Origin of the sequence: Cobetia sp. ICG0124 (assembly GCF_004006355.1) — a bacterium.
Classification (GTDB): domain Bacteria; phylum Pseudomonadota; class Gammaproteobacteria; order Pseudomonadales; family Halomonadaceae; genus Cobetia; species Cobetia marina.
Genome location: NZ_CP024893.1, coordinates 2807849 through 2821351, shown reverse-complemented (window position 1 = coordinate 2821351; position 13503 = coordinate 2807849). Strand labels below are relative to the sequence as shown.

The window sequence follows — 13503 nt, the reverse complement described above, 5'->3', positions numbered from 1 at the left end:
CCAGGTAGGGACTCAGTTCGCCAAGCGATGGTGGCCGCGATCTTCCACCAGGCGGCCGCCTTCGAGACGGATCAGCCGCTGGCAGAGTGGCAGCAGTTCGGGACGATGTGTGAGCAGCAGCAGGGTGCGGCCTTCGCCGAGGCGTTGCAGTGCCCGGATCACACGTGCCTCGCTCTCGGCATCCAGACTGGCGGTGGGTTCGTCCAGCAGCACCAGCGGCGCATCATGCAGGAAGGCGCGCGCCAGCGACAGGCGGCGTGCCTGCCCACCGGACAGTGGCTGACCGCCCTCGCCAAGCGGTGTCGCGAGTCCGTGGGGCAGGCTGGCGTGCCATGTGGACAGGTCGGCCTTGGCCAGCGCGGCCTCGAGTTCGTCGTCGCTGGCCTGAGGCTTCGCCAGTCGCAGGTTGTCGGCCAGCGTGCCGGACAGGACCACCGTTTCCTGGCCCACCCAGGTGGCCGTGCCGGCCGGGAGGCCCTGGGTCAAGGGATGTCCATTCAGAGACAGCATGCCGTCGGCGACCTCGACGAAGCCCAGCAGCAGGTTGAGCAGTGTCGACTTGCCTGCCCCCGAAGAGCCGGTGATGGCGATTCGTTCACCGGCGGCGATCTGCAGTGACAGCGGGCCCAGCGCGGGGGGCGTGAAGGGGGTGGCACCGACGATCGGCGCCAGGTCGAGCGCGGCCGCTTCGGCCTCGGCCTTGGCGTGATAATGCACGCCCAGCTCGCGCAGCGGCTGATAGAACTCGGGCGCCAGCACCAGAATGAACAGGGCGGTCTGCAGCGTCAGCGGTGCCTCGTCCCAGGTGCCGAACTGCAGATGACCGAGGAAGTGAAAGCCGAGATAGACCGCCAGCAGCGCGATGGACACGGCGGTAAAGAATTCCAGCACCGTGGAGGACAGGAAGGCGAGGCGCAGCACGCGCATGGTGCGCTTGCGAAAGGCGTGACTGACGGCCTCGACCTGGGCGCCGCGTCTGGCGCTGCCGAACAGCTTGAGCGTCTTCAGGCCGGTGAGCAGGTCCATGAAGTGGCGCCCCATGCGGTCCATCTCCTGGAATTGCTCGCGGGAGCGCTTGCGCGCCGCGATCCCGACCAGAATCATGAAGATGGGTACCAGCGGGGCGGTGATCGCCAGAATCAGGCCCGCCGCCCAGTTGAGCGGAAAGACGACTGCCAGCAGCAGCAACGGGATGAGCCCGGCCAGGCGAGTCTGGGGGCGAAAATCGGCGTAATAGCCATGCAGCGACTCGACCTGGTCCCAGACACGGTTGGCGAGACTGGCGCGGTGCTGGCGATGCACCCACAGTGGGCCGAGTTCGGCGAAGCGCTGCAATAGACGCTCTCGCAGGCGGCGACGGATCTGCTGACTGGCACGGGTGCCAGCGTAGCTGCGCAGCCCGCCAAGCGCGCCTCGCAGCGAGAGGCTGGCGGCGAGTACCGCGATGGCCGGCCACAGTGTCATGAGCGACTCGCGCTCGATCGCCACGCCCTGGGCGAGGCGCGCGATGCTCCACGCCTGTGCCAGCAGCACCAGGGTCGAGAGCAGGGCGCAGCCGATGGCGATGTTCGGCCAGTGGCCGCCAGCTCGGGCCAGGGTCTCCAGCCAGCGGCGTGGCACGAACTCAGACGACGAGGCGTCGGCGTGAAGGGGGGAGGCAACATCAGACGAGGCGGTGGTTCGGGACATGCTGGCTCCTGCCGGTGGTGGCAGAGGGGATGGTGAGAAGGCGCGGGCACCAGGCGTCACGGCGGACGATCATCGGGCGTCAGCTTACCGCCGTGGAGGCGTTGGCACACGGTGACGCACTGTCGCACATCTTCACCTTGCGTATAATATGCCCCCTCCCCCTGAAATACTGGACTCCACATGACCGTTCGTACGCGTATCGCACCGTCGCCGACTGGTGATCCCCACGTCGGCACTGCCTATATCGCCCTGTTCAACCAGTGCTTCGCTCGTCAGCATGGTGGCGAGTTCATTCTGCGTATCGAGGATACCGATCAGACCCGCTCCACCGGTGAGTCCGAGCAGATGATTCTCGACTCGCTGCGCTGGCTGGGCATCGAATGGTCGGAAGGTCCGGATGTCGGCGGCCCCCATGGTCCGTATCGCCAGAGCGAGCGTGGCGACATCTATGCCGCGCATTGCCAGCAACTGATCGATGCCGGCCACGCCTTCAAGTGCTTCCGCACCAGCGAGGAGCTGGATGAGCTGCGCGACTCCCGCAAGGCCGAAGGTCTGCACATGGCGCTCAAGCCGTCCGATCTCGCCCTGCCGGCCGAGGAAGTGGCACGTCGTGAAGCGGCGGGTGCGCCCTTCGTCATCCGCATGAACGTACCGGAAAGCGGTACCTGTGTGGTCAAGGACATGCTGCGCGGCGAGATCGAGGTCGACTGGGCCCAGGTCGATGCGCAGATCCTGCTCAAGTCCGATGGCATGCCGACCTACCATCTGGCCAACGTGGTGGATGATCACCTGATGGAGATCACCCACGTGATGCGCGGTGAGGAGTGGATCAACTCGGCGCCCAAGCATCAGCTGCTGTATGAGTACTTCGGCTGGCAGATGCCGGAGCTTTGCCACATGCCGCTGCTGCGCAATCCGGACAAGACCAAGCTGTCCAAGCGCAAGAACCCGACGTCCATCCTGTATTACCGCCGCATGGGCTATCTGCCGGCGGCCGTGATCAACTATCTCGGGCGTCTCGGCTGGTCCATGCCGGACGAGCGCGAGAAGTTCACGTTGAGCGAGATGCAGGAGCACTTCGACATCCAGCGCGTCTCCCTTGGCGGCCCGGTGTTCGATGTCGAGAAGCTCAGCTGGCTGAACGGTCTCTACATCCGTGACCTGTCCGAGGACGAGCTGCTGAGCGAGCTGCGTCAATGGGCCTTCAACGAGTCCTACGTCAAGCAGATCCTGCCGGAAGTGAAGCCGCGCATCGAGACGCTGTCCGAGGCGATTCCGCTGGCGGGGCACTTCTTCTCCGGACTGCCGGCCATCACGCCGGACGACTTCGCCAAGGCCAAGCTTCAGGGCGAAGATCTGGTGCGTCAGATGCAGTTCCTGACCTGGAAGCTCGAGGCCGTGAGCACCTGGGACAAGGAGCACCTGCTGGCGGAAGTGAAGCTGCTGTCCGAGCACTTCGAACTCAAGATGAAGGACTTCCTGGCGCCGGTGTTCGTGGCGGTGACTGGCTCGGCGACCTCCACCTCGGTGATGGATGCGATGGTCATTCTCGGTTCCGACATGACCCGTGCACGTCTGCGTCATGCCGTGGCAGTGCTGGGCGGCGTCTCCAAGAAGGCTGCCAAGCGCTTCGAGAAGGAATATCGCGAGCTGTAAGGGTGTCGAATTGTGTGAAAAAGAAGTTGACGACTACGAGGCGGGTCAGTATTATACGCCTCGTTCTTGAGAGACGGGGCCTTAGCTCAGCTGGGAGAGCGCAACACTGGCAGTGTTGAGGTCAGCGGTTCGATCCCGCTAGGCTCCACCAAGTTTCTCAAGCGACTGCGTCCCATTCGTCTAGTGGTCCAGGACACCGCCCTTTCACGGCGGTAACAGGGGTTCGAACCCCCTATGGGACGCCACTCTTCTGACATCTCGAGTCGCCTGTGATGGCCTCGGGAAGTCAACAAAAAGCACACCTTGCGGGGTGTGTTTTTTTTGTCTCTGATTTCGGCTTATGCACAGCCGGTGTGTCGCCCGAAACGCATGTTATCCCCAAGTCGCCCTTGACATCGCTGTTGTGTTGTCCACTGCGCGGCCAGGACGTGAACTTTCCTCATACTCCCCCTCGAAGTGCGGCCCATCCGGTCTGCACTTGCTCCTGCATGCCAAAATTTTCTTTTATATCAATGGCTTATAAGCTGGTTAAAAATTGTGCAATCTGTTGGTAAGCCCGCTGTCATGCAGGTTGGAAGCGCTTGTCTAAGGGTTATCAACGAGGTTATCCACAGATAGTGTGGAAAAAGGCAGCGCAGCGTGACGGTGACAGGGTTGTTGCAATGCGGCATCAAGAAAGCGCCGATTCCAACGTCTCGCTGACGCTGGAATCGGCGCTTTTCATCGGGCGGCTGACGCGGGCGAGGCCGCTTCGAGTGGGGAGGGCTCGCCTCATCTGGCCAGGCGCTTGAGCAGCGAGGAGGTGTCCCAGCGGCCGCCCCCCATGCTCTGGACGTCGGCATAGAACTGATCGACCAGCGCCGTCACCGGCAGGCTTGCCTCGATGCGGCGTGCCTCCGCCAGACAGATGTCGAGGTCCTTGCGCATCCAGTCGACGGCGAAGCCGTGCTCGTACTCATCGCGGATCATGGTGGCGTGTCGGTTCTCCATCTGCCACGAGCCCGCTGCGCCCTTGGAGATCACCTCGATCACCGCCTCGCGATCCAGTCCCGCCTGCTCGGCGAAGTGCAGTCCCTCGGAGAGCGCTTGAACCAGTCCGGCGATGCAGATCTGGTTGACCATCTTGGTGGTCTGGCCGGCACCGGTCTCCCCGATACGCTTCACCATGCGCCCGTAATGCGCCAGTACCGGTGCTGCGCGATCGTAATCTTGCGGGTCACCGCCGCACATGATGGTCAGCGCGCCATTGATGGCCCCCTGCTGGCCGCCAGACACGGGGGCGTCCACGAAGCCGACCGAATGCTCGCGCGCCGCCACGGACAGCTCTCGCGCCAGATCAGCGCTGGCCGTGGTGTGATCCACCAGCAGTCCTCCCTCCGACAGACCGGCCAGTACGCCATCGGCGCCGTAGGTGACGCTGCGCACGTCATCATCATTGCCGACGCACATCAGCACGATCTCGGCGCCTTCCGCGGCTTCTCGCGGCGTGGCGTGATGGGTGCCACCGTACTCCTCGCACCACTGTTCGGCGCGCGAGCGGGTCCGGTTGTAGACGCGCACTTCCCATCCTGCGCGTGTCAGGTGGCCGGCCATGGGGTGACCCATGACGCCGAGTCCGATGAAGGCGGCAATGCGTGGCGTTGCGTGTGTCTCTGACATGCGAAGGGCTCCTGGCCATCTATCAGTGGCTTACTTGGCCGGGTAGTCGCGCTGCGGGTGGCCGGTGTAGAGCTGGCGCGGGCGGCCGATACGATGGCCGCCGGCGATCATCTCGTTCCAGTGGGAGATCCAGCCGATGGTGCGTGACATGGCGAAGATGACCGTGAACATGTTGGTCGGGATGCCGATCGCCTTGAGGATGATGCCGGAGTAGAAGTCGACATTCGGGTACAGCTTGCGCTCGATGAAGTACTCGTCTTCCAGTGCGATCTGCTCCAGACGCTTGGCGATCTTGAGCTGCGGATCGTCGGCCATACCCAGCTGCTCCAGCACCTCGTCACAGGTCTCCTTCATGACCTTGGCGCGCGGATCGAAGTTGCGATAGACGCGGTGACCGAAGCCCATCAGCTTGAACGGGTCATCCTTGTCCTTGGCCTTGTCGATGAAGCGCTGGATGTTCTCCTCGGAATCCTCACCGATCTCATCGAGCATGTTGAGCACGGCCTCGTTGGCGCCGCCGTGTGCCGGGCCCCAGAGTGCCGCGATGCCGGCGCTGATGCAGGCGAACGGATTGGCACCGGTGGAGCCTGCCAGACGCACGGTGGAGGTCGAGGCATTCTGCTCGTGGTCGGCGTGGAGCATGAAGATGGTGTCCATCGCCTTGGCGAACACCGGGTTGATCTTGTACTCCTCACACGGATTGCCGAACATCATGTACAGGAAGTTCTCGCCGTAGGAGAGGTCATTGCGCGGGTACATGAACGGCTGGCCGATGTTGTACTTGTGGCACATGGCCGCAAGGGTCGGCATCTTGGCGATCAGGCGCACCGCACTGACGTAGCGTTCCTTCTCGTTGTTGATGTTCAGATTGTCGTGGTAGAAGGCGGCCAGGCCACCGACGACGCCACACAGGATCGCCATCGGGTGGGCATCACGACGGAAGCCCTTGAAGAAGTTGACGATCTGCTCGTGCACCATGGTGTGGTTGCCGATCAGTTGCGCGAACTTGTCGTACTCTTCCTTGTTCGGCAGCTCTCCGAACAGCAGCAGGTAGCACAGCTCTATATAGTTGGAGCTCTTGGCCAGCTGGTCGATGGGGTAGCCGCGATGCAGCAGGACGCCTTTCTGGCCATCGATGAAGGTGATGGAAGATTCGCAGGCGGCGGTGGAGACGAAGCCCGGGTCGTAGGTGAACATGCCTTCGGCGGTCAGGCCGCGGACATCGATGACGTCCTGGCCGAGCGTGCCGGAATAGACCGGAAATTCGATGGTCTTGTCGATACCGTCTACCGTCAGTGTCGCTTTCTTGTCAGTCATGCCGACCTCCTCATTATTCGCGTAACTCTTTGACTTGCTTGCCATGCCGGGCTTGCATCAATCCCGCCCACTATAGAAGCCCGCCAAAGATTGTCAATTCGCCACTCGGCGTAGAGACGTGCGATGCTGCGCTGTGCGTCAGTTTCCCGACGTTTGTCGTTCCATGCCCTTCAGGTTGCGTCCTGATCGCCGCATTTTGTGCAATTCGTGGTTGCGGCTATGCGACGTCGTGTCATTTGTCATGCCAATGGCCAACCCCTATAATCCTCCGTCGCGCGACTGGCGGGAAATTCGGCTCGGTACCGTGGATGGCCTGCGCCCGAGACCCTTCCTCAAACCACCGCCCCTGCGGGCTTGCGTCCGTGTTGGGCCAAGAGAGTGTGTAAGAGCCGTGAATAGCAAACGACCCGTAAATCTCGATCTGACGACGATCAAATTCCCTCTCCCTGCCCTTACTTCAATCACTCACCGTATTACCGGCGTGATTCTGTTCGTGGGCCTGGTGTTCGCGTTGTGGGCACTCGATGCCTCGCTGTCCTCCCCGGAAGGGTTCGAGGCAGTGCGTGACACCCTGGCAACCAATTTCCTTGCCAAGATCGTGGCCTGGGGCCTGCTGTCTGCCCTCGGTTTCCATTTCGTGGCAGGTATCAAGCACCTGCTGATGGACATGGACATTGGTGTCGAACTTGAAAGTGCGAATCGCAAGGCGCAGGTCACTGTCGTGATCAGTGCCGTTCTCGTGGTCCTGGCGGGAGTCTGGGTATGGTAAACAACATCACCAATTTCAGTCGCAGTGGTCTGTCTGACTGGGTGCTGCAGCGTGTGTCTGCCGTGGTTCTGGCAGCCTATTCCGTGTTCATGGTCGGCTATCTCCTGCTGCACCCGAACCTCGATTACGCCACCTGGAGTGGTCTGTTCGAGAACACGGCAATGCGCATCTTCTCTCTGATGGCATTCATCGCGATTGCCGCACACGCCTGGATCGGTCTGTGGACCGTGGCGACCGATTACATGAAGCCGACCGCGTTGCGCTTCGGTTTCCAGGTCTTCGTCATCCTTGCGTTGTTCATCTTCTTGGTCTGGGGCGTTCAAGTCCTGTGGGGAGCCTGATACATGTCCACCATGCGTAGCCTGACATTCGACGCGATCATCATCGGCGGCGGCGGCGCTGGCCTGCGTGCCGGTCTCGAACTGTCCCAGTCCGGCAAGAAGACTGCCGTGCTGTCCAAGGTCTTCCCGACCCGCTCGCACACTGTCTCTGCCCAGGGCGGTATCACCTGTGCCATCGCCTCTGCTGATCCGAACGACGATTGGCGCTGGCACATGTATGACACCGTCAAGGGCGGCGATTACATCGCTGACCAGGACGCGGCTGAATACATGTGTACCGAAGGCCCGAAGGCGGTCTTCGAGCTGGAGCACATGGGTCTGCCGTTCTCTCGCTTCGACAATGGCCGCATCTATCAGCGTCCGTTCGGTGGCCAGTCCAAGGACTTCGGCAAGGGTGGCCAGGCAGCACGTACGTGCGCCGCGGCTGACCGTACCGGCCACGCGCTGCTGCACACGCTGTATCAGGCCAACCTGAAAAACGGCACCGTCTTCCTCGACGAGTGGTACGCCATCGACCTGGTCAAGAATGCCAACGGCGACATCGTCGGTGTGATTGCCCTGTGCATCGAGACTGGCGAGACCGTCGTCGTCAAGTCCAAGGCCACCGTTCTGGCCACCGGTGGTGCGGGCCGTATCTACGCCTCCACCACCAATGCCCTGATCAACACCGGTGACGGTATCGGCATGGCACTGCGTGCCGGCCTGCCGGTCCAGGACATGGAAATGTGGCAGTTCCACCCGACCGGTATCCACGGTGCGGGCGTGCTGGTCACGGAAGGCTGCCGTGGTGAAGGTGGCTACCTGGTCAACAAGGACGGCGAGCGCTTCATGGAGCGTTACGCGCCGAATGCCAAGGACCTCGCGGGCCGTGACGTCGTCGCGCGCTCCATGGTCATGGAGATCCTCGAAGGTCGTGGTTGTGGCGAGAATGGCGATCACGTCTTCCTGAAGCTGGATCACCTCGGTGAGGAAGTGCTCAACAAGCGCCTGCCGGGTATCTCCGAGCTGTCCAAGACCTTCGCGCACGTCGATCCGACCAACGCGCCGATCCCGGTCGTGCCGACCTGTCACTACATGATGGGTGGTATCGCCACCAACGTGCACGGTCAGGCCATCGCGCAGAACGAAGACGGCACCGACCGCATCGTCAACGGCCTCTATGCCGTGGGTGAAGTGGCCTGCGTCTCCGTTCACGGTGCCAACCGTCTGGGCGGCAACTCGCTGCTGGATCTGGTCGTCTTCGGCCGCGCGGCAGGCAAGTACATCGAGAGCGCGCTCAACGAAGGCATCGAGTACCTCGAGCCGACCCAGAGCGACATCGATTCTGCCCTGGTGCGTCTGAATCGCTGGAACGAGTCCGAAAGCGGCGAGTCCGTGCCGGAACTCAAGCGCGAACTGCAGCAGATCATGCAGAACTCCTTCGGCGTCTTCCGTCAGGAAGACAAGATGGAAGAAGGCGTCAAGCAGCTGTCCGAGCTGCGTGAGCGTATCGCCAAGGCGGGTCTGGCTGACAAGTCCCAGGTCTTCAATACCGCGCGTATCGAAGCCCTTGAGCTGGACAACCTGATGGAAGTGGCGGAAGCCACCGCCATTGCGGCCCTGACCCGCAAGGAAAGCCGTGGTGCCCACTCCCGTTACGACTTCCCGGATCGTGATGACGAGAACTGGCTCAAGCACTCTCTGTTCTTCCCGAACGAGAAGCGTGTCGGCAAGCGTGACGTGAACTTCGCGCCGAAGACCGTCGAGCGTTTCGAGCCGAAGATTCGTACCTACTGAGTCTGACAAGCACCAGTTCGCACTCGCTCGAGTTCACGCTCGCTTGAGTTCGCCGTGATCCAGGTGCGTGCAGGGCATCGCACGCACCTGACCCGTTTGCCCGGAGGGGAAACCATGCTTCAGGTATCCATATACCGCTACAACCCTGAAACCGATACTGCGCCGTACATGCAGGAGTTTCAGGTCGACACCCAGGGCCGTGACCTGATGGTGTTGAACGTGATGGAAATGCTCAAGGAACAGGACAGCTCGCTGGCCTATCGTCGCAGCTGCCGCGAAGGTGTCTGTGGTTCCGACGGCATGAACATGAACGGCAAGAACGGCCTGACCTGTGTCACCGCGCTGTCCGAAGTCGTCAAGGACAACAAGCTGGTGCTGCGTCCGTTGCCGGGCCTGCCGGTCGTGCGTGACCTGGTCGTCGACATGAGCCTGTTCTACAAGCAGTACGAGCGCATCCAGCCGTACCTGCTCAACGACACGCCGGCCCCGGCCATCGAGCGTCTGCAGTCGCCGGAAGACCGCGACAAGCTCGACGGTCTCTATGAATGCATCCTGTGTGCCTGCTGCTCGACGGCCTGCCCGTCCTTCTGGTGGAACCCGGACAAGTTCGTCGGTCCGAGTGGTCTGCTGCAGGCCTATCGCTTCCTGGCCGACTCGCGTGACACGGCCACCAAGGAGCGTCTGAGCGAACTGGACGACCCGTTCTCCGTATTCCGCTGTCGCGGAATCATGAATTGTGTCGCGGTTTGCCCGAAAGGTCTGAACCCGACACGTGCCATCGGCAAGATTCGTGAGCTTTTGCTGGCAAACGCCACTTAAAAGCCGAGCGCTAGCTTGTTATGATTGCACGTCAGCTGCGGCAGGGTGTCACACCTTGTCGCAGCGCACAGCTTGCTGGAGCCGGTGCCTTGTGCACCGGCTTTTGACGATAAAAGAAGACTCAGATGGTGAAGGCCTCCATGGTTTCGCCATACAGGGCATAATCGAGTGACGCCGACAGCGCTTGTCCGGCGCCTACCCCACCCCATCAGTCAGGGTGACCGAGAGATGCAAGAAGGCACAATGGAGTTGATGTGGCGCACTTCCCATATGAGCGGCGGGAATGTCCACTACGTAGAAGATCTCTACGAGCGTTATCTTGTCGACCCGAACGAGGTTCCCGACGAGTGGCGCAACTACTTTGATACTCTGCCGCGTCATGACGGCAGCCCCTCCCAGGATGTTCCGCTGACCCCGATCCGTGAGCAGTTCTACGAGATGGGTCGCAACAGTCGCCGCTCGGTGGCTGTCTCGGCGGGCGAGAGCAGCGAGAACAAGAAGCAGGTTCGTGTTCTTCAGCTGATCAACGCCTATCGCTTCCGTGGCCACCAGAAGGCGGACATCGATCCCCTCGGTCTGCGCAAGCCGGCACCGATTCCTGATCTTGAGCTTTCCTTCCACCAGCTGTCCTCCGCTGACATGGACGTCGAGTTCCAGACCGGCTCGCTGTTCCTCGGCAAGGACGTTGCACCGCTGAAGGAAATTCACGCCGCGCTGGAGCAGACCTACTGCCGCAGCATCGGCGCCGAGTTCATGCACATCGTCAATACGGAAGAGAAGCGCTGGCTGCAGCAGCGTTTCGAGTCCGTGCGTTCCAAGCCGAACTTCTCACGCGATGTCCGCCATCACGTGCTGGAACGTCTGACCGCCGCCGAAGGTCTCGAGAGCTACCTCGCCAGCAAGTACCCGGGGACCAAGCGCTTTGGTCTGGAAGGCGGCGAATCCTTCATTCCGATGATGGATGAGCTGATCCAGCGCAGCGGCAAGTACGGTACCAAGGAAGTCGTGATCGGCATGGCTCACCGTGGCCGCCTCAACCTGCTGGTCAATCTGCTGGGCAAGAGCCCGTCCGAGCTGATCGAGGAATTCGACGGCAAGAAGCAGATCGCCAAGGGCTCCGGTGACGTGAAGTACCACCAGGGCTTCAGCTCGAATGTCATGACACCGGGCGGCGAAGTCCACCTGGCACTGGCGTTCAACCCGTCGCACCTGGAGATCGTCTCTCCGGTGGTCGAGGGCTCGGTGCGTGCCCGTCAGGATCGTCGTGAAGACGCCGAGGGTGACAGCGTACTGCCGATTTCCATCCACGGTGACGCGGCATTCGCCGGTCAGGGCGTGGTGATGGAAACCTTCCAGATGTCGCAGACCCGTGCCTACAAGACGGGGGGTACCGTTCACGTCGTCATCAACAACCAGGTGGGCTTCACCACCTCGCGTGCCGATGACGCGCGTTCCACCGAATACTGCACCGACATCGCCAAGATGGTTCAGGCGCCGATCATCCACGTCAATGGTGACGACCCGGACGCCGTGCTGCACGCCGCCCAGGTCGCCATCGACTATCGCCAGCAGTTCAAGCGTGACGTGGTGATCGACCTCGTGTGCTACCGCAAGCGCGGTCACAACGAGGCGGACGAGCCGTCCGGCACCCAGCCGCTGATGTACGCCAAGATCAAGTCCCAGAAGACCGCTCGCGAGAAGTATGCGCAGCGTCTGGTCGAGGAAGGCGTGCTCAGCGAGGAAGAGACCCGGCAGCTGGTGGATCAGTACCGCGCGGATCTCGATGCCGGCAATCACGTCGCCAATGCCCTCGTGAAGCAGCCGAATACCGGTCTGTTCGTCGATTGGACGCCGTACCTGGGCCACGAGTGGACCGGCGATGCCGATACCTCGATGGACATGAAGCAGCTGCAGGCGCTCGCCAACAAGATGTGCGAAGTGCCGGACGGCGTCTCGGTCCAGCGTCAGGTCAACAAGATCTACGAAGACCGTCGCAAGATGGCCGCCGGCGGCATGCCGCTGAACTGGGGCTTCGCCGAGACGCTGGCCTACGCCACCCTGGTGGATGCCGACCATCCGGTACGCATCACTGGCCAGGACGTGGGTCGTGGCACCTTCTCCCACCGTCACGCGGTGGTGCACAACCAGAATGATGGCAATACCTACGTGCCGCTGCAGCACATCAAGGATGGTCAGGCGACCTTCACCATCCATGACTCCTACCTCTCCGAGGAAGCGGTGCTGGCCTTCGAATACGGCTACGCCACGACCATGCCGACGGCATTGGTGGTGTGGGAAGCCCAGTTCGGTGACTTCGCCAACGGTGCCCAGGTGGTGATGGACCAGTTCATCTCCTCCGGCGAGAGCAAGTGGGGCCGCCTGTGCGGTCTGACCATGCTGCTGCCGCACGGTTACGAAGGGCAGGGGCCGGAGCACAGCTCCGCGCGCCTCGAGCGCTATCTCCAGCTGTGTGCCGAGCACAACATGCAGGTGTGCATGCCGACCACGCCGGCGCAGATCTATCATCTGCTGCGTCGTCAGGTCATCCGCTCGCTGCGCAAGCCGCTGGTCGTGTTGTCGCCCAAGTCACTGCTGCGTCACAAGGAAGCGACTTCCACCCTCGACGAGCTGGCCGATGGCCGCTTCGAGATGGTGCTGGCCGACAAGGGCAATCTTGAAGCTTCCAAGGTCAAGCGCGTCGTGCTGTGTGCCGGCAAGGTCTATTACGACCTGGCAGGCTATCGCGCCGAGCAGGGCCGTGAAGACGTTGCCATCATCCGTGTCGAGCAGCTCTATCCCTTCCCGAAGGAAGAGCTCCAGGCCGCCATCGCCGACTACGAGAATCTCGAGCAGGTGATGTGGTGCCAGGAAGAGCCGCTCAACCAGGGTGCCTGGTATCAGAGTCAGCACCACATGCGTCAGGTCGCTGATCAGCATCGTCAGGGCCTCGGCATGAGCCTGGCCTTCGCCGGACGCCCGGCCTCTGCGGCGCCTGCCGCGGGCTACATGTCCGTTCATAACGAACAGCAGCGCCAGCTGGTCGACGACGCCTTCAACAAGTAAAGGCCCGCGACCCGCAAGGGCACCGAGAGAGAATCGAGTTAAGGAACTCCAATGGCTATCGATATCAAAGCGCCGTCTTTTCCGGAATCCGTCGCCGAAGGCACAGTGGCGACCTGGCACAAGCAGCCCGGTGACAGCTGTCGAGCGCGACGAGCTGATCGTCGAGATCGAGACTGACAAGGTGGTGCTGGAAGTGGTGGCACCGGCAGAACGGCACCCTGGGCGAGATCAAGGTCCAGGAAGGTGAGACCTGCGAGTCCGAGCAGGTACTGGGTACCATCGGTGACGCAGACGCCGCATCTTCCGACGAGAAGAAGCAGGCGACCGCAGCAGCCAAGCACGACGCCAAGGCCGAGAGCAAGCCGGCCGCCGGTGGCGAAGGCGAGACGCTGGAAGTCAAGGCGCCGAGCTTCC

Annotated in this window: 9 protein-coding genes, 2 tRNA genes and 1 pseudogene; 9 read left to right on the top strand and 3 right to left on the bottom strand. The window is 62.0% G+C overall.

Annotated features, from left to right (window positions below; translation table 11 throughout):
- Window positions 1-12: 12 nt before the first annotated feature.
- On the bottom strand, window positions 13-1689 hold the full coding sequence (locus tag CU110_RS13155) for an ABC transporter transmembrane domain-containing protein (RefSeq protein WP_127736273.1): 1677 nt from the start codon (window positions 1687-1689) through the stop codon (window positions 13-15).
- Between the two features lie 180 nt (window positions 1690-1869).
- Here CU110_RS13155 and gltX point away from each other — a divergent pair, with 180 nt between their 5' ends.
- The 3 genes from gltX to CU110_RS13140 all read left to right on the top strand — a co-directional run bounded on the left by gltX (window position 1870) and on the right by CU110_RS13140 (window position 3590).
- Window positions 1870-3345 carry a glutamate--tRNA ligase gene (gene gltX / locus CU110_RS13150; RefSeq protein ID WP_077379213.1) on the top strand — a complete coding sequence of 492 codons (1476 nt, stop codon included), beginning with the start codon at window positions 1870-1872 and terminating at the stop codon, window positions 3343-3345.
- A gap of 75 nt (window positions 3346-3420) precedes the next feature.
- Window positions 3421-3496, top strand: a tRNA-Ala gene (locus CU110_RS13145).
- 18 nt (window positions 3497-3514) lie between these two features.
- Window positions 3515-3590 (top strand) — tRNA-Glu (locus CU110_RS13140).
- Between the two features lie 526 nt (window positions 3591-4116).
- Here the strand turns inward: CU110_RS13140 and CU110_RS13135 are convergent.
- Entirely contained in the window at window positions 4117-5004 is an 888-nt protein-coding gene (locus tag CU110_RS13135; protein ID WP_084209308.1) for an NAD(P)-dependent oxidoreductase, read from the bottom strand.
- Between the two features lie 30 nt (window positions 5005-5034).
- Window positions 5035-6321 carry a citrate synthase gene (gene gltA / locus CU110_RS13130; RefSeq protein WP_077379217.1) on the bottom strand — a complete coding sequence of 429 codons (1287 nt, stop codon included), beginning with the start codon at window positions 6319-6321 and terminating at the stop codon, window positions 5035-5037.
- Between the two features lie 391 nt (window positions 6322-6712).
- On the opposite strand from gltA, the gene sdhC reads away from it, so the two are divergent.
- The 6 genes and pseudogenes from sdhC to CU110_RS18090 form a co-directional block, all read left to right on the top strand.
- Complete coding sequence (gene sdhC, locus CU110_RS13125; RefSeq protein WP_043333108.1) at window positions 6713-7090, top strand: succinate dehydrogenase, cytochrome b556 subunit; 378 nt, start codon at window positions 6713-6715, stop codon at window positions 7088-7090.
- Complete coding sequence (gene sdhD / locus CU110_RS13120; RefSeq protein ID WP_077379219.1) at window positions 7084-7431, top strand: succinate dehydrogenase, hydrophobic membrane anchor protein; 348 nt, start codon at window positions 7084-7086, stop codon at window positions 7429-7431. The genes sdhC and sdhD overlap by 7 nt, the downstream gene beginning before the upstream one ends.
- 3 nt (window positions 7432-7434) lie before the next feature.
- On the top strand, window positions 7435-9207 hold the full coding sequence (gene sdhA / locus CU110_RS13115) for a succinate dehydrogenase flavoprotein subunit (RefSeq protein ID WP_077379221.1): 1773 nt from the start codon (window positions 7435-7437) through the stop codon (window positions 9205-9207).
- A gap of 114 nt (window positions 9208-9321) precedes the next feature.
- Window positions 9322-10026 (top strand): succinate dehydrogenase iron-sulfur subunit, encoded by a 705-nt coding sequence (locus CU110_RS13110; RefSeq protein ID WP_077379223.1) that lies wholly within the window; start codon window positions 9322-9324, stop codon window positions 10024-10026.
- 228 nt (window positions 10027-10254) lie between these two features.
- Window positions 10255-13089, top strand: coding sequence for a 2-oxoglutarate dehydrogenase E1 component (locus tag CU110_RS13105; RefSeq protein ID WP_077379225.1), 2835 nt, complete (start codon window positions 10255-10257; stop codon window positions 13087-13089).
- Window positions 13090-13140: 51 nt separating this feature from the next.
- Window positions 13141-13499, top strand: a pseudogene (locus CU110_RS18090) (biotin/lipoyl-containing protein); the annotation flags it as partial.
- Between the last annotated feature and the right edge of the window lie 4 nt (window positions 13500-13503).